Raw genomic sequence first — 22,651 nt, forward strand, 5'->3', positions numbered from 1 at the left:
CCCATGAGGGGAAAGGCGATTTTTTCAAAGACATGGGCTGTGAAGCCCGTTATCTACGCCAGCGTGTTTAGCGCTGGCGTCTTGTTATGGCCTTTTTCCAGCCACGCTGACGACAAGCAGCAGCTGCAATCCATTCAACAGGATATCGCTGCCAAAGAGCGTGCGGTGCGTCAGCAGCAGCAGCAACGCTCCGTTTTACTCGCTCAGCTCAAAGCTCAGGAAGAAGCGATTTCCGCGGCCAGCCGTAAGCTGCGCGAAACCCAGAACACCCTCGCCGATTTAAACAATCAAATCGCGACGCTGAACAACTCCCTCGCCAAACTGCAAAAACAGCAGGCAACCCAGGAACGTAACCTGGCTGCTCAGCTAGATGCGGCGTTTCGTCAGGGTCAGCATACTGGTATTCAGTTGATTCTTAGCGGCGAAGAAAGCCAGCGTGGCCAGCGCCTGCAGGCTTATTTCGGTTACCTTAATGCTGCGCGTCAGCAGACTATCGAAGCGTTAAAACAGACCAAAGCAGAAGCCGCACAGCAGAAAACCGAGCTGGAAAGTAAGCAAAGCGAGCAGCAAACCTTGCTGTATGACCAGCAGGCGCAACAGGCCAAGCTGGAGAGCGCCCGCAACGAACGCAAAAAGACGCTGGCAGGCCTGGAATCCTCCATTCAGCAGGATCAGCAGAAGCTGAGTGAGATGCGCCAGAACCAGACGCGCTTACAAAATCAGATAGCCCGTGCAGAAGCAGCGGCAAAAGCTCGAGCCGAGCGTGAGGCACGCGAAGCAGAGCAGGTTCGTAATAAACAGCAGGAAGCCTCCAACAAAGGCACAACCTACAAGCCAACCGAAAGCGAACGTTCATTAATGTCGAGAACAGGTGGCCTGGGTGCGCCACGTGGGCAGGCATACTGGCCGGTTCGCGGTTCGTTACTGCATCGCTATGGCGAACAGCTGCAAGGTGAACTACGTTGGAAAGGTATCGTTATTGCTGCGTCAGAAGGCACAGAAGTTAAAGCCATTGCCGACGGACGCGTGATCCTTGCCGACTGGCTTCAGGGCTATGGTCTTGTTGTCGTCATTGAACACGGTAAAGGCGATATGAGTCTCTACGGCTACAACCAGAGCGCGTTGGTCAGCGTCGGCACCCAGGTACGTGCCGGACAACCTATTGCACTGGTCGGTAGCAGTGGCGGCCAGGGCCGTCCGTCACTCTATTTCGAAATTCGTCGCCAGGGCCAGGCAGTGAATCCACAACCGTGGTTGGGAAGATAAGTTTTGCCTCAGTTCCGCACCGTTTTTTTCGCCGCCGCCAGCGGGCTAATGCTGGCAACCTCCGCGTGGGCCGGCAAGCTCTCAATCGTCATCGACGACTTCGGCTATCGTCCTCAACAGGAAAACCAGGTGCTGGCCCTGCCGACTAACGTCTCTGTCGCCGTGCTACCCAACGCACCACACGCTCGCGAAATGGCCACTAAAGCCCATAATGCCGGGCACGAAGTTCTGATCCATCTGCCGATGGCGCCACTTAGCAAACAACCGCTAGAGAAAGATACGCTCCGCCCGGACATGAGCAGCAGCGAAATCGAGAGAATTATCCGCGACGCGGTGAACAAAGTCCCTTATGCAGTTGGGATGAATAACCATATGGGCAGCGCGATGACCTCCAGCCTGTTCGGTATGCAAAAAGTGATGCTGTCGCTGGAGCAGTACAATCTCTATTTCCTGGACAGCATGACCATCGGTAACAGCCAGGCCACGCGCGCCGCGGTCGGCACTCGTGTCAAAGTGATTAAGCGGAAAGTGTTCCTCGACGATACTCAGAACGAAGCGGATATCCGCTTTCAGTTCAATCGCGCTATCCAGCTTGCTCGCAAAACCGGGTCAGCAATCGCCATCGGTCACCCCCATCCTTCAACGGTTCGTGTCCTCCAGCAGATGGTGTACAACCTGCCGCCGGACATCACCCTGGTGCGGCCGAGCAGCCTGCTTAATGAGCCACAGGTAGATACCTCAACGCCGAATAATACTCAGCCGGGGAAACTGCCACCGCCGCGTAACCCGTTCCGTGGCGTGAAGGTGTGTAAACCGAAACAGCCTCTTGAGCCGGTGTACGCCATCACCTACTTTAAAGTCATCAGTGAAAGTATTGCCGAGAGCGCGCTGGTGAAATATCTCCAGCATCAGTGGCAGGGTTGGGCCAAACAGGCCTGATTGAAAAACCAGAGGGCGCGATGCCCTCTGGTTCAATGATTAATCCCAGCTCAGGATAACTTTGCCTGACTGCCCGGAGCGCATCGCGTCAAAGCCTTTCTGGAACTCATCAATAGAGAAGCGGTGGGTGATAATCGGGGACAGATCCAGGCCAGACTGAATCAGGGCGGCCATCTTGTACCAGGTTTCAAACATCTCGCGGCCATAGATACCTTTAATAAACAACCCCTTAAAGATAACTTTGGTCCAGTCGATAGACATATCTGGCGGCGGGATCCCCAGCATCGCAATACGGCCACCGTGATTCATGGTGTCAAGCATGGTGCGGAACGCCGGTGGTGCGCCGGACATCTCCAGACCCACGTCAAACCCTTCGGTCATTCCCAGCTCGCTCATCACGTCCTGCAGGCTTTCTTTGCTGACGTTGACCGCACGAGTGATTCCCATTTCACGCGCCAGCTCGAGGCGGTATTCGTTCACGTCGGTAATCACTACGTTACGCGCACCAACATGCTTTGCTACTGCCGCCGCCATGATCCCGATAGGGCCCGCGCCGGAGACCAGCACATCTTCGCCCACCAGGTCGAACGAAAGTGCCGTGTGCACTGCGTTGCCGAACGGGTCGAAGATGGAAGCCAGGTCGTCTGAGATATTGTCCGGGATCTTGAACGCATTAAACGCCGGGATAACCAAATACTCAGCAAAACAGCCAGGGCGGTTCACACCCACGCCGGTAGTGTTACGGCACAGGTGGGTACGCCCGCCGCGGCAGTTACGACAGTGTCCACAGGTGATGTGCCCTTCGCCGGAAACGCGATCGCCAATCTTGAAGCCTTTCACTTCCTGGCCTATGCCGACCACTTCACCCACGTATTCGTGGCCCACAACCATAGGAACAGGAATGGTTTTTTGCGACCATTCGTCCCAGTTGTAAATATGGACGTCGGTCCCGCAAATCGCCGTTTTACGAATTTTGATCAGCAGATCGTTATGACCCATTTCCGGCTTGGGAGCATCCGTCATCCAGATGCCTTCTTCCGCCTTCAGTTTTGCTAATGCTTTCATGACCGCTCCCTTAAGCGATAACGCCTAATTGCTTACCGATGCGCGTAAACGCATCTACCGCACGTTCAATTTGCTCAGGAGTATGCGCCGCCGACATTTGGGTGCGAATACGTGCCTGACCTTTTGGCACCACCGGGTAGAAGAAACCGGTGACATAAATACCTTCTTTCTGCAGCTCGCGCGCAAAGTTTTGCGCCACAACTGCTTCACCAAGCATCACTGGAATAATGGCGTGATCTGCACCTGCAAGCGTAAATCCGGCAGCGCTCATTTTTTCACGGAACAGACGAGCGTTTGACCACAGACGCTCACGCAGCTCTTCGCCTGACTCCAGCATTTCCAGTACCTTGATAGAGGCGGAAACAATGGCTGGCGCGAGTGAATTTGAGAAAAGGTAAGGACGGGAACGCTGGCGAAGCCATTCGATAACTTCTTTGCGACCTGCGGTATAGCCACCAGAAGCACCGCCCAGCGCTTTACCCAGCGTGCCGGTAATAATATCAACCCGGTCCATGACATCGCAGTATTCGTGCGTACCGCGCCCATTGGCACCAACAAAGCCCACGGCGTGGGAGTCATCGACCATAACCAGCGCATTGTACTTATCCGCCAGATCGCAAACGCCCTGCAGGTTGGCAATCACACCGTCCATTGAGAACACGCCATCGGTGGCAATCATCACATGGCGAGCACCGGCTGCACGAGCCTCTTTCAGGCGAGCTTCCAGTTCCTGCATATCGTTGTTGGCATAGCGATAACGCTGTGCTTTACACAGGCGCACACCGTCGATAATTGAGGCATGGTTCAGTGCGTCAGAAATGATGGCATCTTCCGGCCCGAGCAGCGTCTCAAACAGGCCACCATTGGCATCGAAGCAGGAGGAGTAAAGAATCGCATCGTCCGTTCCCAGGAAATCGGCCAGCTTGCTTTCCAACTGTTTATGGCTGTCCTGAGTACCGCAAATAAAGCGGACCGAAGCCATACCAAAACCGTGTTTATCCATCCCCTGTTTAGCCGCTTCAATCAGCTGCGGATGGTTAGCAAGACCCAGATAGTTGTTGGCGCAGAAGTTAATAACGTGGCTACCGTCCGCGACGGTGATGTCCGCCTGCTGGGCGGAGGTGATAATACGTTCTTCTTTAAAAAGCCCTTCTGCTCGAGCGGTTTCGAGTTGGGAAGTCAGCTGTTGGTAAAAATCTTCGCGCATCGCGATTCTCCAGGCATGGCAAGTTTTGGCACATCTTACCCAAACCTATATCACCAGGCGAGATGACGCTTCAGGGATTCTTAATTTTGCAGGATAAATCACGCTAGAATGCGAGGCCGACAGGGGCTTTAAGCGGTATGAAGGCCGTGCAGGAATCATCATTAACATATTGAATAATAATGTAAATATTGAAATCATTAAAATCCTGACAGGTCAGATAGATTCCCGTATATCTGACCTGTTGAAATCATCTTCAGATGATTTATTCCCTCAGCAGGGGCTACTTCCTCGAGAGAAAAATTCTAAGCGCCTGCAGTCTGGCGCCTAAAGCGGAGTGCCTGAAGCAACGGAACAGGTCGAACCATTTTCCTTTCCCAAGATAATTCAGGGTGAATAATTCAGGGCGTTTGTAATAACAGAGAACAAATATACCCTGATCATCATCCACGATATTATTTTTCAGCGTAATTTTCTGGCTTTCCGTTACCAGAAAATAAAACTCTTGCCATTTACTCTGAGAACCGACAATAGCACCGCCGATAATATAAACATGGTTACCAATCATAAAGTCAAATGCCTGTTTCAACGACGTAACATTTAGCCCTTTCTTGATGGTAAAAAGATGCATGGTATTTTTATTAAATGGAAAATCCCACATTTTTAAACCACGAATTACTTTAGATTCCCGGCAATAGCCAAAATCAACCCATGCAACCAGTGGTGTTTTTATTAATCCATCATTAATGGCTTTGTTAACAAAGTAGGATTTTAAATTACAGACTAGCACGTACTCTGGCGACCAATATTCAGGGTTTTTTAACTGATGGGTCTCTAATTGATTGGTAAAACTCTCGTCCTGCTGAATGCTCTCAATAAGACGCCGAATATGTTTAAATTTGTTTTTTATATCAATGGCAATAACCGTAGTAGGCTTTCCCTGTCGAATGGCTTCAACTCTTTCCTTGAGATCGGGTGAAGTGAATACCACCATATCATTTTCTAAAGCGGCCAATCGCTCGAAGTAATTAAAATAAACATCTACAGAGCGGGCAAGATTATCACGGAACCCTTTATTAGCAGTCCACTCCCCTCTACCGAGGTCAAAATAAGCCGTTACAATTGTGGTAGATGATTTCATCGCTAATAAAAACCATTAATATAAATAAATATTATATCACAATCATTTACCTTCTGTACACAGTACGCTTTGCGTTCAGTTCGGCCTTAACGAATACAATAATTCCCCGGCAAACATTAAAATAAAAATAATATGAAATTAAATAGCAGGTAAACCCAGGAAAAGTCAATCGGGCTTAAACCACCTGGATGACAAACCTGGCGCATTGTGTAAATGGCTGAAGCGATGCAAATGTAATGGTATGATTATGCACATTCATGTCTGAGATTGTCTCTGACTCCATAATTTTAAGGCTACAGTTATGATCATCGTTACTGGCGGCGCCGGCATGATCGGCAGCAACATTGTTAAGTCACTGAACGAACAAGGCTATCGCGATATCCTGGTGGTAGATAACCTGAAGGATGGGACTAAATTTGTTAACCTGGTTGATCTGGACATCACCGACTACATGGATAAGGAAGACTTCCTGATCCAAATTATGGCCGGGGAAGAATTCGGTGATATCGACGCCATCTTCCATGAAGGGGCCTGCTCGTCCACGACCGAGTGGGACGGCAAGTACATGATGGACAACAACTATCAGTACTCTAAAGAAATCCTGCACTACTGCCTGGAGCGCGAAATTCCGTTCCTGTATGCCTCTTCTGCCGCCACCTACGGCGGGCGCAATGCAGATTTCATCGAATCCCGCGAATATGAACAGCCGCTGAACGTGTACGGTTACTCAAAATTCCTGTTTGATGAATATGTTCGCCAGATCCTGCCAGAAGCAAACTCTCAGGTGACCGGCTTCCGCTACTTTAACGTCTACGGGCCGCGCGAAGGCCACAAAGGCAGCATGGCGAGCGTGGCATTCCATCTCAATACTCAGTTGAATAACGGTGAGAACCCAAAACTGTTTGAAGGCAGCGACGGCTTCAAGCGTGACTTCATCTATGTGGGTGATGTTGCCGCCGTTAACCTCTGGTTCTGGCAAAATGGCGTTTCCGGTATTTTCAACTGCGGTACCGGTCGTGCGGAATCCTTCCAGGCCGTGGCAGACGCAGCGCTGGCGTATCACAACAAAGGCAGCATCGAGTACATTCCTTTCCCGGAAAAGCTAAAAGGTCGCTATCAGGCTTATACTGAAGCTGACTTAACCAATCTGCGCGCTGCGGGTTACGACAAGCCGTTCAAAACCGTTGCCCAAGGGGTTGCGGAATACATGAAATGGTTAAATCGCGACGCATAAGCTGCACAGGAAAAGCATGAAAATTCTGGTGATTGGCCCGTCATGGGTGGGCGACATGATGATGTCGCAAAGTCTTTATCGCACGCTCAAGGCGCGTTATCCCCAGGCGATCATTGACGTGATGGCACCCGCGTGGTGCCGTCCGCTATTATCGCGTATGCAGGAAGTGAACGAAGCCATCGCCATGCCTTTGGGTCACGGTGCGTTGCAAATCGCAGAGCGTCGTCGCCTTGGACGCAGCCTGCGGGACAAACGCTATGACCATGCGTACGTTCTGCCAAACTCGTTTAAGTCCGCGCTGGTGCCTTTTTTTGCCAACATACCTCACCGTACGGGTTGGTTGGGCGAGATGCGTTACGGCCTGCTGAATGACAGCCGTAAGCTGGACAAACAAGCCTGGCCATTGATGGTAGAGCGCTACGTCGCCCTGGGTTATGAAAAAGGCATAATGCAGTCGGCTAAAGACCTCCCGCAGCCGCTCCTGTGGCCTCAACTACATGTTAGTGAAGGTGAAAAAACACTGACTTGCGCTGCTTTTAATCTTGATCCACAGCGTCCGATGATTGGTTTCTGCCCTGGAGCAGAGTTCGGCCCGGCAAAACGTTGGCCGCACTATCATTACGCCGCGCTCGCAGCAAAACTCATCGATGCGGGCTATCAGGTTGTCCTCTTCGGCTCAGCCAAGGATAAGGACGCAGGTAAAGAGATTCTTGCTGCTCTCACCACTGAACAGCAGGCATGGTGCCGTAACCTTGCCGGGGATACCCAGCTTGAACAGGCCGTGATATTGCTTGCCGCTTGCGAGGGTGTGGTCACCAATGATTCCGGCCTGATGCATGTCGCAGCTGCGCTCAACCGTCCTCTGGTCGCACTTTATGGCCCCAGCAGCCCGGATTTCACCCCACCACTTTCCCACAAAGCGAGAGTTATTCGCTTGATCAGCGGCTACCATAAAGTGCGTAAAGGCGATGCCGCTGAGGGCTATCATCAAAGCCTGATCGACATCACACCAGAAAGCGTGCTGGTTACATTGACTGAACTGCTAACCAGCAGCAAGGAAGACTAATGCGCGTCCTTCTTGTTAAAACGTCTTCGATGGGCGATGTTCTCCACTCTCTTCCTGCGCTTACAGACGCGATGCTGGCAATGCCGGGAATTTCGTTCGATTGGGTGGTAGAAGAAGGTTTCGCACAGATACCCGGCTGGCACCCCGCCGTGGATAAAGTGATTCCCGTCGCGATCCGTCGCTGGCGTAAAAGCTGGTTCTCCGCTGAAACCCGCGCGGAACGAAAAGCTTTTTATTATCAGCTTGAAGCAAGAAAGTACGACTGCGTCATTGATGCTCAGGGCCTGGTAAAAAGCGCAGCGTTGGTGACTCGAAAAGCACATGGCATCAAGCATGGCATGGACTGGCACAGTGCCCGTGAATCTCTGGCAAGCCTGTTTTATAACAAACGCCATAATGTGGCCAGGCAGCAGCACGCCGTGGAACGTACTCGTGAACTTTTTGCCAAAAGTTTGGGTTACGCAAAATCGCAATCTCAGGGTGATTATGCGATTTCAGGGCATTTTCTTACTAATCCGAAAGAAAGTGCGGAAAAGTATGCGGTATTTTTACACGCAACAACTCGAGATGATAAACACTGGCCAGAAGAAAATTGGCGGGAGCTGATTGAGCTTTTGAAGGCAACCGGACTGCGGATAAAACTCCCTTGGGGGGCACCGCACGAAGAAGAGAGAGCCAAACGGCTGGCGGCAGGATTTAGCTTTGTGGATGTTCTGCCAAAATTAACGCTTGAGGAGGTCGCCAAAGTTCTGGCGAATGCCAAATTTGTGGTTTCTGTTGATACAGGATTAAGCCATCTTACGGCAGCATTGGACCGACCGAATGTGACGCTTTACGGACCTACAGATCCGGGCCTCATTGGCGGGTATGGAAAAAATCAGGTCGTGTGCCGCGCACCGGGTAACAGACTTGAAAATTTGACTGCCTTTACAGTCTTGAATCAACTTACGACAAGCCTGTAAGTACGCGAATTTCGATATCGGAGAAGAGATGGCCCTCACATTATTTTTTTCTAATGAGAAAAAAAACTGGACCTTATACTGGAATAGAACGCTTGTATTCTTATTTATTGCCACTTATTTTTTAGGTGGCATAACGCGTTATAAACACCTCATTGTTATATTGATGACGCTCACAACTCTTGTATATCTGTGTAAGCAGCCTAGACAATTTCTGCCAGAATTCAAAAATTTTCTATTTTTTAGCATAGCTGTTTTGACTTTCGCCGTGTTTCTTTCGCTGTTTCAGACACCTGATTTCAAAGCAACCCTGAAGGAAATCAGCAAGTCTGTCCTGGAAAACACTCTTTTATGTACAATTTCCATTCCCGTACTGCTGAGAAATGAAAGCAAAGAGTTAATTTCAAAAATAATTTTCTTTTCATTTATTACAGCGCTGAGTCTACGTTGCATATCAGAGATCGTGCTTTACTATCAAGAGTACACACAGGGTGTCATGCCATTTATCGATTTCAGACATCGTGGTATATCCGACTCATTGGTATTCCTTTTCCCTGCCTTATTGAGCATGTGGTTAATAAAATCTGTTAAGTATAAGGTTGCCTTTGTTCTGCTAAGCGCGGTCTATCTGTTTCTTATTTTAGGCACACTTTCCCGTGGCGCTTGGCTTTCTGTATTAACTGTTGGCTTACTGTGGGTTGTGTTAAACCGGCAATGGAAATTATTGATTTCCGGGATTTTAATTTCTACCTTGACACTCGGCGCAATTTTGACGCAAGAAAAAATACCAACAACTTTAATGACTAAACTTCAGCAGACAGATAGCTCCAATCGTTATTCAAATGGTGTGCAAGGTAGCGCGATGAATCTTATTATGGAAAATCCTTTGCTGGGATATGGATTTGGAAATACAGCCTATAAAGATGTCTACAACAAACGTGTGGTTGATTATCCCAACTGGACCTTTAGAGAGTCTCCCGGGCCACACAACCTGGCATTGTTTGTCTGGTTTGGCGCCGGCTTACTCGGATTCGCAGGCCTGCTACTCACCTATGCAGCGATAATTAAAGAATGTACTTCCAACGCCTTCAAGAAAAGCTCGTCCTTCCCGGTAAATGCACACATGATAATCTTGTTATCATTTATCGGCTATTTCCTCATTCGAGGAAATGTTGAACAAATACAGCTAGACCTGCTTGGCGTATTGGTTGGGTTATTGATAGCACTGAATAAAAAATAAAAAAAAAGGCTACATCACGTAGCCTTTTTTATGCTTAAACTAAAGCAAGTATGTAAGAGAAATTTTAGTTAGTGAAACCAATTATTAATCACGTCTTCAAATCTCTGAGTGACTCCGGCCCAACTAAAATTATTATAAACAAAGTGTTGCCCACATTTTGCCATGTCATTTATATCCGGACTTTGCAGTGTGCTCATAATATCTTGAGCAATAGAGTCTGCAGTCATGGGCTCTCGAAGATGAAAACCTGTCTCTTTTTCCCTGACGAATTCAACCATGCCGCCACGGGTGCTGACCAATACCGGCTTGCCTGCCCCCATTGCCTCAATAGCCACCATGCAAAATGGTTCCTGAAACTGAGAAGGAATGACAACCAGGTCAGCCAGAGGATAGTAACAGTGCATGTTTTCCGGCGCTATGCTTCCTAACATAATACATCGCCCCTGCAAACGCTCGGCAATCTCTCTGACCTCACGCTGATAAGCGCCATTATCCGCTTTGTTCACCTCCAGGTGATCGCCAACCACTACGAGTTTCATATCGTCATGTTCTCTGGCCAACTTTTCAAACGCCTGCATGAGCAATAAAATCCCCTTATCCGGAACAATACGCCCCGCATAGAAGAGGACTTTATCATTCTCAGAAATGCCCAGATCTGCTTTAGAAACAGGTGTATAAGCAGATTGATAAACATCCAAATCAATGCCATTAGCAACCACTTTAATATCGGCTTTCGGCAAAAGATTCTGATAAAAATCTCTTAAGAAATTGCTCGGCACAATCATTTTTACATCCTGGTCCAACCCTTTGGGTTCGAACGCATTATGCATATGGATGACGATTTTCTGCTGAGGAGCACGTTGTCTGATTTGCCGATAAAGCTTCATGCTGTTATGCACAACGACAATGCTGTCATCCGTAATATGAAAATCTTTCGCAATATTCAGTATTCGCTGCGAATACGGCAGTGGATCAAGGCGAGTCCACTTCTGGAAGATGCGCTTATAAATGCGGCTGAATCCAATGCGATGGATACTACAGTTATCGTTTACAGGGGTAAAATCTGTATACCCTTCATTTTTAATGCATACCAAGCGATTGGGAATAGACGTTCTCTGTGCGACCTGGTACATCCACGTTTCAACTGCAGCGGCACCGCGCGGAGGAATAGAAAATATAGGTGTGACAGTAAATATAATTTTATCAGTCATATAATTTTCAACCCTGCATTAAATTATATTTAATCGCAGCGCAGAGGCCACCAAAAACTTTCCCTTGATAAAGCAAATGTTTATATTTCTCTCTATACTCATGCTTTTTCACTGCACTTTGATAAGGCATATTCCGCCACGGGGAAACATCATAAACGTTACGGAAAAACTGTGCTGACGGATAATTAGCCCAGTCATGCCAGGGTTTTGTCACGCCCGTATAATGTATAAACACCGTGCTTTCCTTAATGAACTCACTGTAATATTTACTGTTTTTATTCTCAAACTCAGATTTTAGAGAGTAGATGGTATTGTATTCCCGGGGCAATATTCTTGCGTGATGAAGGAATATAATATTAAGAATATCCTGGTCCGGATACTTTAATTTTCCAACCACACTCTCATCTGAAAGTAAGTTGAAAAACCTTTCCGTTAAGCTTGATTTTAGCCATTGATTTAAGTTTATGTACATTACCCCAGAATTGAAGTAATTCCCTTCAAATTCTGGATTTTGTAGACGCACAGCACTTTTCTTTTGCATGGTGTCAACATCAATAACCACCGCGCCGTACTCTTCATTAAATTCTAAAGAAGCTAAAGATTGCAATGAGCCTTTACATATAACATCGGCATCAAGATATAAAAGAGTATCAAGACGCTCGGAGAAATAATCAAAAGAAAGCAAGCGATAGTATATTGATACTGGCCAAATGTTTGTTTTCGGCAAAGACCTTAGCGGCGCAGAATCAATGTGATAGATTTTTATAACCGTCTTATATTGCTCGGCTAACTGTGTTAAAAGCTCAACATACTCATTATCTAAGTAATCAGCGATAATATGAAAGGTAAAATCAATATCACTCTTTTTATTATTCTCAAGAATGGAAGCAATCGATATCGCGGCACCTATCTGATAATTTTTATCGATACCCCATGAAATATTGAATGTTTCCCGATCATCACACTTTACAAGGCGCCGATCCAGAACAATGATTTCGTTAAATTGTGTGATTTGTTTAAAGTTCAATGTCAATTACCTTTCATCACCATTAGTCGTGTAGCATGGTTATTTTCATAACATTCCATGCCAGCAATACTGTCGCGAGCACAACTATTCTTTAAATTTAGCCACATAATAGTTAAAGTAGTTCGACAGCCCCTGCAGATAAAGCTTTTGATTGAACTTATGTTTTGCAGAGTATCGATATTGGTGACTATTAATTGGCTTTAGAAGTTCGACATTACGCCAGGGTGAAGCCTCTTTCGCCGTTAAGAAGCTCTGAGAGACGGGATAAGTGCCCCAGTCATGCCACGGTTTTGTCGGACCGACATAATGAATAAAAACAGTTTCATCATTGACAGGATTCACTACGTTGTCTTTAAGCTCATAATTAATACTGAAACGAGTGTTATATTTCCCTTCAATGAATTTAACTTTCCCTGCCAACAAGACATTCAGCACATCCTGGTCAAGGTGAGTGATTTTTTCTACCCACTGAGGATCCCGCAGCATCTCGATTGCTTTATAAGAAATATTGTTGATATTCCATTCATTGATATTTATAAGCAAAAAACCCGCATTGAAGTAACCAGACACTAACTCCGGTGTTGAAAGTGTTGCAGCCCGGTTCGACCACCACTCAATATCCCTTTCCACAACCACAGCGGCAATTTCGTTCTCTGCAAAAACATAATCAACTAACGGCTGAATGCTTCCTTTGCAGGCAATATCCGCATCCAGATAAAGAAGTTTATCAACTTTGTGATAGAGATAATCTGCAATAATAAAACGGAAGTATGTCGCGTAACTCCAGTTTTTTGTACTCGGTAATGATTTTAGCTTCTCACAGTTAATGACATAGATATTAATATGTGTTTTATATTGTTTAGCTAATGCTTCGAATCGAGCCTTATCGGCTTCACTGAATGAATCAGTGAACACATGAAACTCAAAAAATGCAGATGCATTACTCAACAAGACTGAGGAGATAGCAACACCACAGCCGAAAAGGAAATTCTTATCAATACCAAATGCTATATTGAGAACATTGGCAGCTTTCTTTTCCTGGTAGTTAAAATCGAAAACAGAGAGGATGATATCTTCATCACTGAATTGAGACATGTTGATTCTTATCCGACTAAGATGAATAGACGACTGTAACCGGCAATGACGCCCCTTACAGGCTACTACAACGATTTTCTAATCGTTCGTTCTTTGATTTTTTCCGCTTTATCTTCTGCTTTAGCCAGCAATGCATGTTCCGTTTCTAGCACATCTCTAAGTGGCTGATTAGAATACGTCATCATAAAGCGCCAAATATCACGCTGTGTCAGCCCAATGTTCATCGATGAAAAATAGAGTCCAATGAGATCTTTATCCCGCCAGCGTCGAGGAACTTTTGTTCGAATTTGCGCACGATGCAGGTCAATCACCGAAACCTTCAGTTCGCTTTCCCGACCAGAAAAGGGGAGATGCAATAAGAAATGGCAAATATAACAATCCCGATGATTTACGCCACCGCCGTGCATTTTACGCACCATTGTGGCTACACGCTCAATCAGCATCCGCTTGATTTTTACGTCAGGTGGATTCGTCGCCCAATCAGCACAGTAATCTTCGAGACTGATCGTAGGCGTTAAATCTTCAGTAATGATGAACGACGTTTTGTTGATTGGATTTAACCCTTTTTCACCAAAACCAACGCCCTGCATCGTGCCGACATCCAGAGTTTTCAGCCGGTGAATCGCCTTCCACTCGCGATCGGCCCCTAAAACCGGCATTCGCAGCGAAATAAGATTTTTTATCACTTCTTTGATAGACGTTCCCTGGTGCCATTTTAAGAAATAGCTTTTTCCTGCGGCCTCGAAACGTAGCGTGCGGCGTGTTTCCAGTTCGCGGAAAATTTCCCCCTGAAGTTTTCTGACTTCAGCAAAAACGTCCTTTCCTTTCCAAAGAGAGGTAAAAGGTTCTTTTAACTCAACCATGCGGCTCTCCCACAATGATATCTGCTGCCTTTTCAGCCAGGCTATAAATATCCTGGGTTGAGGCATAATGACGAGCGTGACTCGCCCAGCTCAGGCGCTGCTCTGCATTACCCAGAACGTCAGATAAAGCCGCATTAAGCGATGCCTGGCTAAACGGTTCTTTGATAACAACCCCACACTCAGCGTCTGCAATATAATGTGCATAGCCGCATACTTCCGTCACAAGGATTGGCAATCCGGCAGCTATCGCCTCAAGTAAGACAATACCGGCAGCTTCCTGATAGGCAGGATGAATCAAAACATCCGCAGCCATCATCAGTTCAGAGACGTCATCTCTTCCGGAGAAGAAACTAACCCGGCTCTCTACGCCACGTTTCTGCGCTAATGTCTTAAACCGCCCGGGTTTATCCTGCCCGACAACAAACAAAGTGGTTCGACTACGGATGGCCTCAGGCAAAGCAGCCAACGCTTCAATAGAGCGATCAACGCCTTTACGCGTGAAATCGGAGCCTACCTGCAAAACGAGGTAGTCATTCACACCAATGCCGTTTTTTTCTCTGTAACGCTCCCGGCTACCCTGCGGATGGTTGTCGAATCGACGATCGGGGTAAATACCTGGAGGCAGGATCAGAAAACGCGAAGATTCCGTACCATAGTGTTTTTCGAAATCAGCAATTTGCTTATCAGTCAGCATCAGCAACTTGGTTGATTTTCCTTGCTCGAGTGTGGCTTTTTCAAACTGTGAATAATGCCGATATCGGGCGGTCAGGCGATAAAAGAAACCTTTCTCTTGTGCTACTTTTTCGGCGTAACAAACGTCTGCTGCATAATAAACATCGAGACCCGGCATTTTATTAAAACCCACTACGCGGTCTACCGGATGCTGACTCAGATGAGCCTTCACCCATTGATAATATTCAGCATTACGACCGTGGTTCGTTTTTGACCGCACAGGAACGATGACGATATCAAAGGCATCAGGTTTCTCGCCCTGCCAGGACTGCACATAAACCCGGACGTTATGCCCACGCGATGCAACAGCTCCGGCAATACGCATAAAATCGCGCTGCAGGCCGCCAAAGGGAAAATATTTATACAGACAAAAAGCAACTGTCATCATGCTTCGTCTCTTGGTGATAGCGCCGCAGCGGCAGGAAGCATTTTAGAAATGGCGGCAATCACATCCTCAGCAGGGATCACCGACATATATTTTTTATTGCGGTCGAGTTGAGCACGGGACGGCATAGATTGATAGTTACCTGCCCAGAATTGCGTAATTTGCTCTGTCCATGGACGCCAGTAAACATGGTCCGTTGCACCAAACAGGCTAATGACAGGCGTTTTTACCGCCGCAGCAATATGCCCAGGCGCTGAGTCCACCCCAATAAACAATGCTGCATGATCGATTAAAGCGCCCAACTCCGGGAAGGTTGTTTTGCCGGCAAGCGCCACGACGGGCATTATTTTGCATCCTTGAGCTATCTCATTAACGCAGGTGAGATCGTCCCGACCCGGTCCAGAGGTCAATACAACCGGGAATCCTTCATCCTGCAAGTAATCAATGATCTGAGAAAACTTATCGTTGTCCCAACACTTAAAGAGCTGTCGGGCCGTGGGCTGAATGACAACATACTTGTCAGCAACGCTTTCAGCATCAAGCACTTCACGGATCTTTTGCCAATCGGCCTCAGTGTAGTACAGCGTTGTTTCTGTAAAAAAATCCGTAATTCCTAAAGGAGAGAGCACTGAGAGGCTAGCTTCAACGACATGCTTACCAACGACAGGGGCAAGGTGAGTGAAGCTTTTTTTCCAGAATGAAGACTGCCGGTGAGCGTAATCCTGGGAAATTTTTACTGCCGGCCCAAGGCAGCGAACCATCCATGCCACGCTCCGCTGATCGGTCAGATTAACAATCAGGTCATAATGATTGCTCCGCAAGCGGCGAATCAAGGAAAGAAAATTACTGATTTTCTTTCCTGTTTTAACGCCTTTGTTGCTTATACCGTAGCGCGCATTTATTTCTGGATTTCCAGAAAGAATGGGAAGGGTATCCTGATACTGCAGGACATCTATTTTTGCTTCAGGATAGTTGCGCTTAAGGGTACTGATCACAGGCGTTGTCAGCAACATGTCGCCGTGAAAGCGCATTTTAATCACTAAAATTCTTTTAAATGTCGTATTCACCGTCAGCTCTTAATATCAGCAATACTGAAAAATAAAAAACACGCTACCGCCCCAGGCTCCACAGCTACCTGTTCACTGACAACGTGTTCATTTTTACGTGTAGTGTACCACTTATCGCTCCCATTCCGAAGGATACGCAAGCCAAGACAATTCATTGGTAAACATATGAATTAAAATAATTTATTTTCCTTAAACTCAAAGACCATTCACTTTTGACTTTTGCACAACTGCTCAATCCAACCATTGCCTGGCAATACATACCTTTGATGCACGCCATCAACCTGGTTTTCGCCCAATTTCCGCAAAAGTAATGGCAAAGCTCAGGTTAAATACATAGAATCCCCAGCACATTCATAATGCCAGCCGTGTCCTATGCTCCAATTGCTTTACACCGTACTGCTTTACCTCATACAGCCACTCATCTGGCTGCGATTATGGGTGCGCGGTCGTAAAGCTCCTGCATACCGCAAACGCATTGGCGAGCGCTACGGCTTCTATAAAAAGCCGCTCAAGCCAGGTGGTATTATGTTGCATTCGGTTTCCGTTGGGGAAACGCTGGCCGCCATACCTCTGGTTCGCGCGCTTCGCCACCGCTATCCAGAATTGCCGATTACCGTCACGACAATGACACCAACCGGCTCAGAAAGGGTCATGTCCGCTTTCGGAGAAGACGTCCAGCACGTCTATCTGCCTTACGATATGCCGTGTGCGCTCAACCGCTTCCTGGATAAAGTCGATCCAAAGCTGGTGCTTATTATGGAAACCGAACTTTGGCCAAACCTGATAGCCGCGCTGCACAAACGCTATATCCCATTAGTGATTGCCAATGCCAGGCTTTCCGCACGCTCGGCAAAGGGCTACGCAAAACTTGGTGACTTTGTCAGAACGCTGCTGCAGCGCATTACGCTTATCGCCGCACAGAACGAAGAAGATGGTGAACGCTTCATCTCACTAGGTGCAAAACGGAGCCAATTGACGGTTACCGGTAGCCTTAAGTTTGATATTTCGGTGACACCACAGCTGGCCGCTCGAGCCGTGACGCTGCGCCGGCAGTGGGCACCGCACCGCCCGGTCTGGATAGCTACCAGCACGCACGAAGGCGAAGAAAGCATCGTCGTGCAAGCTCATCAGTCGCTTTTAAAGCAGTTTCCTAACTTACTGCTGATCCTTGTACCACGCCACCCGGAACGCTTCCCGGATGCCATCAATCTGGTCAGAAATGCTGGATTAAGCTACATAACTCGCTCTTCTGGAGAGGTACCGTCTTCCAGTACGCAGGTCGTCATTGGCGATACTATGGGTGAGTTAATGTTACTGTACGGGATTGCCGATCTGGCTTTTGTTGGCGGCTCGTTAGTTGAGCGTGGTGGCCATAATCCCCTCGAACCAGCCGCACACGCTATTCCAGTGTTAATGGGTCCACATACCTTTAACTTCAAAGATATCTGCGCGCGCCTGTCGCAGGCAGATGGCCTAATCACCGTGACGGACGAGCAGTCATTAGTAAAAGAGATTGCGTCTTTGCTCACAGATGAGGATTATCGTAACTTCTACGGGCGCCATGCTGTGGAAGTGCTTTACCAGAACCAGGGTGCATTGCAGCGCCTGTTACAGCTACTGGAACCTTATCTCCCCCCTAAAACACACTAAGGTCAGATATGCAAAAGCGGGCAATCTATCCGGGGACTTTCGATCCCATCACCAACGGCCATATTGATATCGTTACCCGTGCAGCCAGTATGTTTGACCAGGTGATCCTTGCGATTGCAGCAAGCCCCAGCAAGAATGCCTTGTTCACCCTGGATGAACGCGTTGCGCTGGCGCAGCAGGCACTTGCGCATTTACCCAACGTTCAGGTTCTCGGTTTCAGCGATTTAATGGCAAGCTTTGCACGTAACCAACAGGCGAACGTGCTGGTGCGTGGGTTGCGTACCGCGGCTGATTTTGAATATGAAATGCAGCTGGCCCACATGAACCGCCATCTCATGCCTGAACTGGAAAGCGTGTTCCTGATGCCATCTAAAGAGTGGTCGTTTGTCTCTTCTTCCCTTGTCAAAGAAGTGGCGCGCCATCACGGAGATGTCGCCCACTTCCTGCCAGAGCATGTCTGTAAAGCGCTTATCGAAAGGCTTAAATAGCTATCGCTGACAGCGGCGACAATAGTAAGTGCTACGCTGGGCGTGCTTAGCGGCGGAAATCGGCGTACCGCATACCCTGCAAGGCTCTCCTTCCCGGCCATATACCTGCAGCTCCTGAGCAAAATAGCCGGGTTTGCCATCGGACTGAAGGAAGTCTTTTAAAGTGGTTCCACCTTGTTCTATTGAGCGTTGCAATACAGCTTTGATAGCTGCGACCAAAGTTTCAGACTCTTTTTTTGATAGCGACTGTGCGCTACGGTCGGGATGGATCCCCGCTGCGAACAAGGATTCGCTGGCATAGATATTCCCCACCCCAACAACCAGTTTGTTATCCATTAGCCAGGGCTTGATAGCTGTTTTCTTTTTGGCCGATTTTTCGCGCAGGTATTCTGCACTGAATGTGTCGCTCAAAGGCTCCGGACCAAGGTGAGACAATACATTGCTCCCTTCCAGCTCTTTGACCCACAGCCAGGCGCCAAAGCGGCGGGGATCGGTATAGCGCAGAACTTTGCCGTTACTCATGATCAGATCGACATGATCGTGCTTTTCCGCAGGAAGTTCTTCCGCGAGGATCCTCAGGCTGCCGGACATTCCCAGATGAATGATGATCCAGCCATCCGGTAGCTCCAGCAGCAAATACTTCGCCCGCCGCTGTACGCTCAACACTGGCTTATCGCTCAGAGCATGTATTTCATCAGAAACCGGCCAGCGCAGTCGAGCATTGCGCACAACGGCATACAGGATGGTTTCACCCACCAGGTGCGGCTCAATACCGCGACGACTGGTTTCTACCTCTGGTAATTCAGGCATCTCTCCTCCGGGAAGCAGGCATAAAAAAACCCGGCCTGAGCCGGGTTTCTTCAACAAAGTTACCAGAATTATTTAATTTTGGCTTCTTTGTATACAACGTGCTGACGGACAACTGGATCGAACTTTTTCAGTTCCAGTTTTTCCGGCTTAGTACGTTTGTTCTTCGTGGTGGTATAGAAGTGACCAGTACCAGCAGAAGAAACCAGCTTGATTTTCTCACGAATACCTTTAGCCATGATTTATTTCCTCTAAGTACTTAGTACTTTTCGCCACGGGCACGCAGTTCGGACAGAACTGTATCGATGCCTTTCTTATCGATTACACGCATACCTTTAGCAGATACACGCAGGGTGACAAAACGCTTCTCGCTCTCAACCCAGAAACGGTGAGAGTGCAGGTTCGGCAGGAAACGGCGTTTAGTCGCGTTCAGTGCGTGGGAACGGTTATTACCGGTCGCCGGACGCTTGCCAGTAACTTGGCAGACTCGGGACATGTCTATTCTCCAAAAATCAAATTAGCTCGAGCTTCGTATAGGGTTAGGCGCCTCGTCAGGCTGCAAGCCTGGTCCCTGGCGGTTCAATGTGAACCACAGTGCCAGGCGCATAATGCCAAACCCGAGATTCTCAAAGGTGGCGTAGTATACGCTGTGTGAGGCATGTGCTCAAGTCCCGAACAGACAAAGATCCCAATGGATCGCGCCTGATGGCTTAAATCCACCCTCGTTCAGCGAAAGAAACGTATTCTCCGTGACCAATAACCAGATGATCAAGCACTCGAATTTCCATAAACAGGCAAACTTTCACGATGCGTTCCGTAATAGCCCGGTCTGCTTTACTGGGTTCGGCCTTACCTGACGGGTGGTTGTGCGCCAGTATAATGGCACCGGCGTTGCATTTCATCGCTTCACGGACAATTTCTCTCGGGTGAACTTCAACGTGACTTAGCGTTCCGGCAAACAACCGCTCACATTTAATAACCTGATGCTGATTATTCAAAAACAGCACCATAAAGATTTCACGCTGCTCGGTCGTCAACTGACTCTGCACATACTCCCGCACCTTTCCAGGCGTAAGCAATGAGAGTTCTTTGATACCCTGAGACGAGTAATAACGCCTCGCCAGCTCGGCAATCGCGTTTAGTTGAGTGTATTTCGCTTCACCAATCCCCTTCACGCCCTTGAAATGGGAATAATCTGCCGACAACAAGCGGTGCAGGGAACCAAACTCACGCAGCAGCATATTGGCAAAAACCAAAACGTGCATTCCCTGGTGGCCCGTACGTAAAAAGAGCGCAAGCAGCTCAGTATCGGTGAGAGCACCCACACCGAATTGCAGCAGCTTTTCCCTGGGTAAATACGCGTTTTCAATCTCATTATCCCTGTCCATCGCACCTCTCCCTCTCTTAACACTCTCATGATGCGGCCTTTTTTATTATCAGGCGATGAGCGGGTTTTGGTCTTGCGTAGTGCCTCGCAAACTGCAAAAAGTCGCCTGTCAGGGATTGTGATAAAATGGCCATTCGACTGTGACTTCCAACGGATAAAAATCATGATGGGACTTTCCGGCAAGAAAATTGTTCTTGGTGTGAGCGGCGGTATTGCGGCCTATAAAACACCTGAGCTGGTTCGTCGTCTGCGCGATCGCGGAGCGGATGTACGAGTGGTAATGACCGAGGCGGCGAAGGCCTTCATCACGCCACTAAGTTTGCAAGCAGTGTCCGGTTATCCTGTGTCCGACAGTTTGCTAGACCCCGCAGCAGAAGCCGCCATGGGCCACATCGAACTCGGCAAATGGGCAGATTTAGTGATACTCGCACCTGCGACAGCAGACCTGATTGCGCGCGTGACTGCAGGCATGGCAAACGACCTGGTCAGCACTATTTGCCTGGCAACCGCCGCACCGGTTGCCGTTGTTCCGGCAATGAACCAACAAATGTTCCGCGCGGCCGCCACTCAACATAATTTGGACGTGCTAAGCGCTCGTGGTCTCCTGATTTGGGGCCCGGATAGCGGAAGCCAGGCCTGCGGCGATATTGGACCAGGCCGAATGTTAGATCCGCTGACGCTGGTTGATATGGCCGTTGAACATTTCTCCGTAGTCAAAGATCTGCAACATCTGAACGTCATGATTACCGCCGGCCCAACGCGCGAACGCCTGGATCCCGTCAGATACATTACTAACGACAGCTCAGGAAAGATGGGGTTTTCTATAGCCGCCGCAGCGGCAGCGCGCGGGGCAAACGTAACCCTGATTTCAGGCCCGGTAAATCTGCCTACTCCGGCATGGGTCAACCGCATTGACGTCACTACGGCGCTGGAAATGAATGAAGTGGTCCAAAAACGCGTCACCGGGCAGCATATATTCATTGGCTGTGCCGCCGTTGCCGACTACCGAGCAGCCGTGGTTGCTGACGAGAAAATTAAAAAGCAAGGCGATGAAATTACGCTAAAAATGGTCAAAAACCCGGATGTTGTTGCGGGTGTTGCGGCGCTTTCTGAAGGACGTCCCTATGTAGTAGGGTTTGCCGCCGAAACAAATAATGTGGAAGAATACGCCCGGAAAAAGCGTGCCGCTAAAAACCTGGATCTGATCTGCGCTAATGACGTATCTCAGAATAATCAAGGGTTTAATAGCGATAATAACGCATTGCACCTTTTCTGGCAGGAGGGAGACAAAGTCTTACCGCTTGAGCGTAAAGCACTCCTTGGCCACCTTTTACTGGACGAGATCGTTACCCGCTATGATGAAAAAAATCGACGTTAAAATTCTGGACCCGCGAGTTGGTCAGCAATTCCCGTTACCAACTTACGCCACCTCCGGCTCTGCCGGTCTTGACCTGCGCGCTTGCCTGGATGACGCCGTAGAACTTGCACCTGGTGCAACAACGCTGCTGCCAACCGGCCTGGCTATTCACATTGCTGACGCCTCTCTGGCAGCGGTCATCCTGCCTCGTTCCGGCCTGGGCCACAAACACGGTGTTGTGCTGGGTAACCTGGTGGGTCTGATTGACTCCGATTATCAAGGCCAGCTGATGGTTTCTGTCTGGAACCGCGGCCAGGACAGCTTCACCATTCAGCCCGGCGAACGCATTGCGCAGATGGTCTTTGTACCTGTTGTGCAGGCCGAATTTAACCTGGTTGAAGATTTTGACGCCAGCGACCGTGGCGAAGGCGGATTTGGTCATTCAGGCCGCCAGTAATACCGTTTTAT

The 22,651-nt window shown here is 48.4% G+C and carries 23 protein-coding genes; 10 read left to right on the forward strand and 13 right to left on the reverse strand.

The annotated features are described in order from the left end of the window. The first annotated feature begins 3 nt into the window (after nt 1-3). Together envC and ACREYP_RS21925 are read left to right on the forward strand one after the other, a co-directional pair. The gene (gene envC / locus ACREYP_RS21920; protein WP_166995771.1) at nt 4-1,266 is read left to right on the forward strand and encodes a murein hydrolase activator EnvC; all 1,263 of its coding nucleotides are present in this window, start codon (nt 4-6) and stop codon (nt 1,264-1,266) included. A 48-nt stretch (nt 1,267-1,314) separates the two neighbouring features. Continuing rightward, entirely contained in the window at nt 1,315-2,205 is an 891-nt protein-coding gene (locus ACREYP_RS21925; RefSeq protein ID WP_336819426.1) for a divergent polysaccharide deacetylase family protein, read from the forward strand. A 39-nt stretch (nt 2,206-2,244) separates the two neighbouring features. Here the strand turns inward: ACREYP_RS21925 and tdh are convergent, their stop codons facing one another. The 3 genes from tdh to yibB form a co-directional block, all read right to left on the reverse strand. Then, entirely contained in the window at nt 2,245-3,270 is a 1,026-nt protein-coding gene (gene tdh, locus ACREYP_RS21930) for an L-threonine 3-dehydrogenase (RefSeq protein WP_336819407.1), read from the reverse strand. 10 nt (nt 3,271-3,280) lie between these two features. Continuing rightward, nucleotides 3,281-4,477 (reverse strand): glycine C-acetyltransferase, encoded by a 1,197-nt coding sequence (gene kbl, locus ACREYP_RS21935; protein WP_166879329.1) that lies wholly within the window; start codon nt 4,475-4,477, stop codon nt 3,281-3,283. Nucleotides 4,478-4,757: 280 nt separating this feature from the next. Then, nucleotides 4,758-5,615 carry a protein YibB gene (gene yibB / locus ACREYP_RS21940; RefSeq protein ID WP_336819408.1) on the reverse strand — a complete coding sequence of 286 codons (858 nt, stop codon included), beginning with the start codon at nt 5,613-5,615 and terminating at the stop codon, nt 4,758-4,760. A 301-nt stretch (nt 5,616-5,916) separates the two neighbouring features. Here yibB and rfaD point away from each other — a divergent pair, with 301 nt between their 5' ends. Genes rfaD through rfaL form a run of 4 tightly spaced genes read left to right on the forward strand, consistent with a single transcriptional unit; the run spans nt 5,917 to nt 10,114 of the window. Then, entirely contained in the window at nt 5,917-6,849 is a 933-nt protein-coding gene (gene rfaD, locus ACREYP_RS21945) for an ADP-glyceromanno-heptose 6-epimerase (RefSeq protein WP_008457465.1), read from the forward strand. A 16-nt stretch (nt 6,850-6,865) separates the two neighbouring features. Next, entirely contained in the window at nt 6,866-7,915 is a 1,050-nt protein-coding gene (rfaF, locus tag ACREYP_RS21950; RefSeq protein ID WP_336819409.1) for an ADP-heptose--LPS heptosyltransferase RfaF, read from the forward strand. Further along, nucleotides 7,915-8,877 (forward strand): lipopolysaccharide heptosyltransferase RfaC, encoded by a 963-nt coding sequence (gene rfaC / locus ACREYP_RS21955; RefSeq protein ID WP_336819410.1) that lies wholly within the window; start codon nt 7,915-7,917, stop codon nt 8,875-8,877. The genes rfaF and rfaC overlap by 1 nt, the downstream gene beginning before the upstream one ends. Before the next feature lie 28 nt (nt 8,878-8,905). Beyond that, the gene (gene rfaL / locus ACREYP_RS21960; RefSeq protein WP_336819411.1) at nt 8,906-10,114 is read left to right on the forward strand and encodes an O-antigen ligase RfaL; all 1,209 of its coding nucleotides are present in this window, start codon (nt 8,906-8,908) and stop codon (nt 10,112-10,114) included. 68 nt (nt 10,115-10,182) lie between these two features. Here rfaL and ACREYP_RS21965 read toward each other — a convergent pair whose 3' ends face one another. From ACREYP_RS21965 to rfaQ, 6 genes are all read right to left on the reverse strand, one after another. Next, entirely contained in the window at nt 10,183-11,325 is a 1,143-nt protein-coding gene (locus tag ACREYP_RS21965) for a lipopolysaccharide N-acetylglucosaminyltransferase (RefSeq protein ID WP_336819412.1), read from the reverse strand. Nucleotides 11,326-11,332: 7 nt separating this feature from the next. Continuing rightward, nucleotides 11,333-12,352: a glycosyltransferase family 8 protein gene (locus tag ACREYP_RS21970; RefSeq protein WP_336819414.1), complete on the reverse strand. Its 1,020-nt coding sequence runs from the start codon at nt 12,350-12,352 to the stop codon at nt 11,333-11,335. A gap of 84 nt (nt 12,353-12,436) precedes the next feature. Then, nucleotides 12,437-13,447 carry a lipopolysaccharide 3-alpha-galactosyltransferase gene (gene waaO, locus ACREYP_RS21975; RefSeq protein ID WP_336819415.1) on the reverse strand — a complete coding sequence of 337 codons (1,011 nt, stop codon included), beginning with the start codon at nt 13,445-13,447 and terminating at the stop codon, nt 12,437-12,439. A gap of 65 nt (nt 13,448-13,512) precedes the next feature. After that, complete coding sequence (rfaP, locus tag ACREYP_RS21980) at nt 13,513-14,310, reverse strand: lipopolysaccharide core heptose(I) kinase RfaP (protein ID WP_336819416.1); 798 nt, start codon at nt 14,308-14,310, stop codon at nt 13,513-13,515. Next, the gene (locus ACREYP_RS21985) at nt 14,303-15,427 is read right to left on the reverse strand and encodes a glycosyltransferase family 4 protein (protein WP_336819427.1); all 1,125 of its coding nucleotides are present in this window, start codon (nt 15,425-15,427) and stop codon (nt 14,303-14,305) included. The genes rfaP and ACREYP_RS21985 overlap by 8 nt, the downstream gene beginning before the upstream one ends. Further along, nucleotides 15,427-16,494, reverse strand: coding sequence for a lipopolysaccharide core heptosyltransferase RfaQ (gene rfaQ / locus ACREYP_RS21990; RefSeq protein ID WP_085938898.1), 1,068 nt, complete (start codon nt 16,492-16,494; stop codon nt 15,427-15,429). The genes ACREYP_RS21985 and rfaQ overlap by 1 nt, the downstream gene beginning before the upstream one ends. Nucleotides 16,495-16,866: 372 nt before the next feature. Between rfaQ and waaA the strand changes: the two genes are divergently transcribed. Continuing rightward, nucleotides 16,867-18,144 (forward strand): lipid IV(A) 3-deoxy-D-manno-octulosonic acid transferase, encoded by a 1,278-nt coding sequence (waaA, locus tag ACREYP_RS21995; RefSeq protein WP_336819418.1) that lies wholly within the window; start codon nt 16,867-16,869, stop codon nt 18,142-18,144. A gap of 8 nt (nt 18,145-18,152) precedes the next feature. Beyond that, complete coding sequence (gene coaD / locus ACREYP_RS22000; RefSeq protein ID WP_008457448.1) at nt 18,153-18,632, forward strand: pantetheine-phosphate adenylyltransferase; 480 nt, start codon at nt 18,153-18,155, stop codon at nt 18,630-18,632. Here coaD and mutM read toward each other — a convergent pair whose 3' ends face one another. The 4 genes from mutM to radC all read right to left on the reverse strand — a co-directional run bounded on the left by mutM (nt 18,633) and on the right by radC (nt 20,827). Continuing rightward, the gene (gene mutM, locus ACREYP_RS22005) at nt 18,633-19,442 is read right to left on the reverse strand and encodes a bifunctional DNA-formamidopyrimidine glycosylase/DNA-(apurinic or apyrimidinic site) lyase (RefSeq protein ID WP_166995796.1); all 810 of its coding nucleotides are present in this window, start codon (nt 19,440-19,442) and stop codon (nt 18,633-18,635) included. It lies immediately after the preceding gene. A 68-nt stretch (nt 19,443-19,510) separates the two neighbouring features. Beyond that, on the reverse strand, nt 19,511-19,678 hold the full coding sequence (gene rpmG / locus ACREYP_RS22010; protein WP_002436700.1) for a 50S ribosomal protein L33: 168 nt from the start codon (nt 19,676-19,678) through the stop codon (nt 19,511-19,513). A 20-nt stretch (nt 19,679-19,698) separates the two neighbouring features. Then, nucleotides 19,699-19,935: a 50S ribosomal protein L28 gene (gene rpmB, locus ACREYP_RS22015; RefSeq protein WP_008457442.1), complete on the reverse strand. Its 237-nt coding sequence runs from the start codon at nt 19,933-19,935 to the stop codon at nt 19,699-19,701. A gap of 214 nt (nt 19,936-20,149) precedes the next feature. Then, nucleotides 20,150-20,827, reverse strand: a complete 678-nt coding sequence (gene radC / locus ACREYP_RS22020) for a RadC family protein (RefSeq protein ID WP_336709077.1) — start codon at nt 20,825-20,827, stop codon at nt 20,150-20,152. Between the two features lie 165 nt (nt 20,828-20,992). Here radC and coaBC point away from each other — a divergent pair, with 165 nt between their 5' ends. Further along, entirely contained in the window at nt 20,993-22,204 is a 1,212-nt protein-coding gene (gene coaBC / locus ACREYP_RS22025; RefSeq protein ID WP_008457434.1) for a bifunctional phosphopantothenoylcysteine decarboxylase/phosphopantothenate--cysteine ligase CoaBC, read from the forward strand. Then, nucleotides 22,182-22,640 (forward strand): dUTP diphosphatase, encoded by a 459-nt coding sequence (gene dut, locus ACREYP_RS22030; protein WP_034808728.1) that lies wholly within the window; start codon nt 22,182-22,184, stop codon nt 22,638-22,640. Before coaBC ends, dut begins: the two co-directional genes overlap by 23 nt. Nucleotides 22,641-22,651: the final 11 nt, after the last annotated feature.

The organism is Enterobacter sp. TMH.L2 (assembly GCF_050847315.1).
Lineage (GTDB): Bacteria > Pseudomonadota > Gammaproteobacteria > Enterobacterales > Enterobacteriaceae > Cedecea.

What these genes read in the sequence shown, in the direction of transcription:
- envC (WP_166995771.1), top strand. Translation starts at nt 4, where the DNA reads ATGAGGGGAAAGGCGATTTTTTCAAAGACATGGGCTGTGAAGCCCGTT.
- ACREYP_RS21925 (WP_336819426.1), top strand. Translation starts at nt 1,315, where the DNA reads ATGCTGGCAACCTCCGCGTGGGCCGGCAAGCTCTCAATCGTCATCGAC.
- tdh (WP_336819407.1), bottom strand. Translation starts at nt 3,270, where the DNA reads ATGAAAGCATTAGCAAAACTGAAGGCGGAAGAAGGCATCTGGATGACG.
- kbl (WP_166879329.1), bottom strand. Translation starts at nt 4,477, where the DNA reads ATGCGCGAAGATTTTTACCAACAGCTGACTTCCCAACTCGAAACCGCT.
- yibB (WP_336819408.1), bottom strand. Translation starts at nt 5,615, where the DNA reads ATGAAATCATCTACCACAATTGTAACGGCTTATTTTGACCTCGGTAGA.
- rfaD (WP_008457465.1), top strand. Translation starts at nt 5,917, where the DNA reads ATGATCATCGTTACTGGCGGCGCCGGCATGATCGGCAGCAACATTGTT.
- rfaF (WP_336819409.1), top strand. Translation starts at nt 6,866, where the DNA reads ATGAAAATTCTGGTGATTGGCCCGTCATGGGTGGGCGACATGATGATG.
- rfaC (WP_336819410.1), top strand. Translation starts at nt 7,915, where the DNA reads ATGCGCGTCCTTCTTGTTAAAACGTCTTCGATGGGCGATGTTCTCCAC.
- rfaL (WP_336819411.1), top strand. Translation starts at nt 8,906, where the DNA reads ATGGCCCTCACATTATTTTTTTCTAATGAGAAAAAAAACTGGACCTTA.
- ACREYP_RS21965 (WP_336819412.1), bottom strand. Translation starts at nt 11,325, where the DNA reads ATGACTGATAAAATTATATTTACTGTCACACCTATATTTTCTATTCCT.
- waaO (WP_336819415.1), bottom strand. Translation starts at nt 13,447, where the DNA reads ATGTCTCAATTCAGTGATGAAGATATCATCCTCTCTGTTTTCGATTTT.
- rfaP (WP_336819416.1), bottom strand. Translation starts at nt 14,310, where the DNA reads ATGGTTGAGTTAAAAGAACCTTTTACCTCTCTTTGGAAAGGAAAGGAC.
- ACREYP_RS21985 (WP_336819427.1), bottom strand. Translation starts at nt 15,427, where the DNA reads ATGACAGTTGCTTTTTGTCTGTATAAATATTTTCCCTTTGGCGGCCTG.
- waaA (WP_336819418.1), top strand. Translation starts at nt 16,867, where the DNA reads ATGCTCCAATTGCTTTACACCGTACTGCTTTACCTCATACAGCCACTC.
- coaD (WP_008457448.1), top strand. Translation starts at nt 18,153, where the DNA reads ATGCAAAAGCGGGCAATCTATCCGGGGACTTTCGATCCCATCACCAAC.
- mutM (WP_166995796.1), bottom strand. Translation starts at nt 19,442, where the DNA reads ATGCCTGAATTACCAGAGGTAGAAACCAGTCGTCGCGGTATTGAGCCG.
- rpmG (WP_002436700.1), bottom strand. Translation starts at nt 19,678, where the DNA reads ATGGCTAAAGGTATTCGTGAGAAAATCAAGCTGGTTTCTTCTGCTGGT.
- rpmB (WP_008457442.1), bottom strand. Translation starts at nt 19,935, where the DNA reads ATGTCCCGAGTCTGCCAAGTTACTGGCAAGCGTCCGGCGACCGGTAAT.
- radC (WP_336709077.1), bottom strand. Translation starts at nt 20,827, where the DNA reads ATGGACAGGGATAATGAGATTGAAAACGCGTATTTACCCAGGGAAAAG.
- coaBC (WP_008457434.1), top strand. Translation starts at nt 20,993, where the DNA reads ATGGGACTTTCCGGCAAGAAAATTGTTCTTGGTGTGAGCGGCGGTATT.
- dut (WP_034808728.1), top strand. Translation starts at nt 22,182, where the DNA reads ATGATGAAAAAAATCGACGTTAAAATTCTGGACCCGCGAGTTGGTCAG.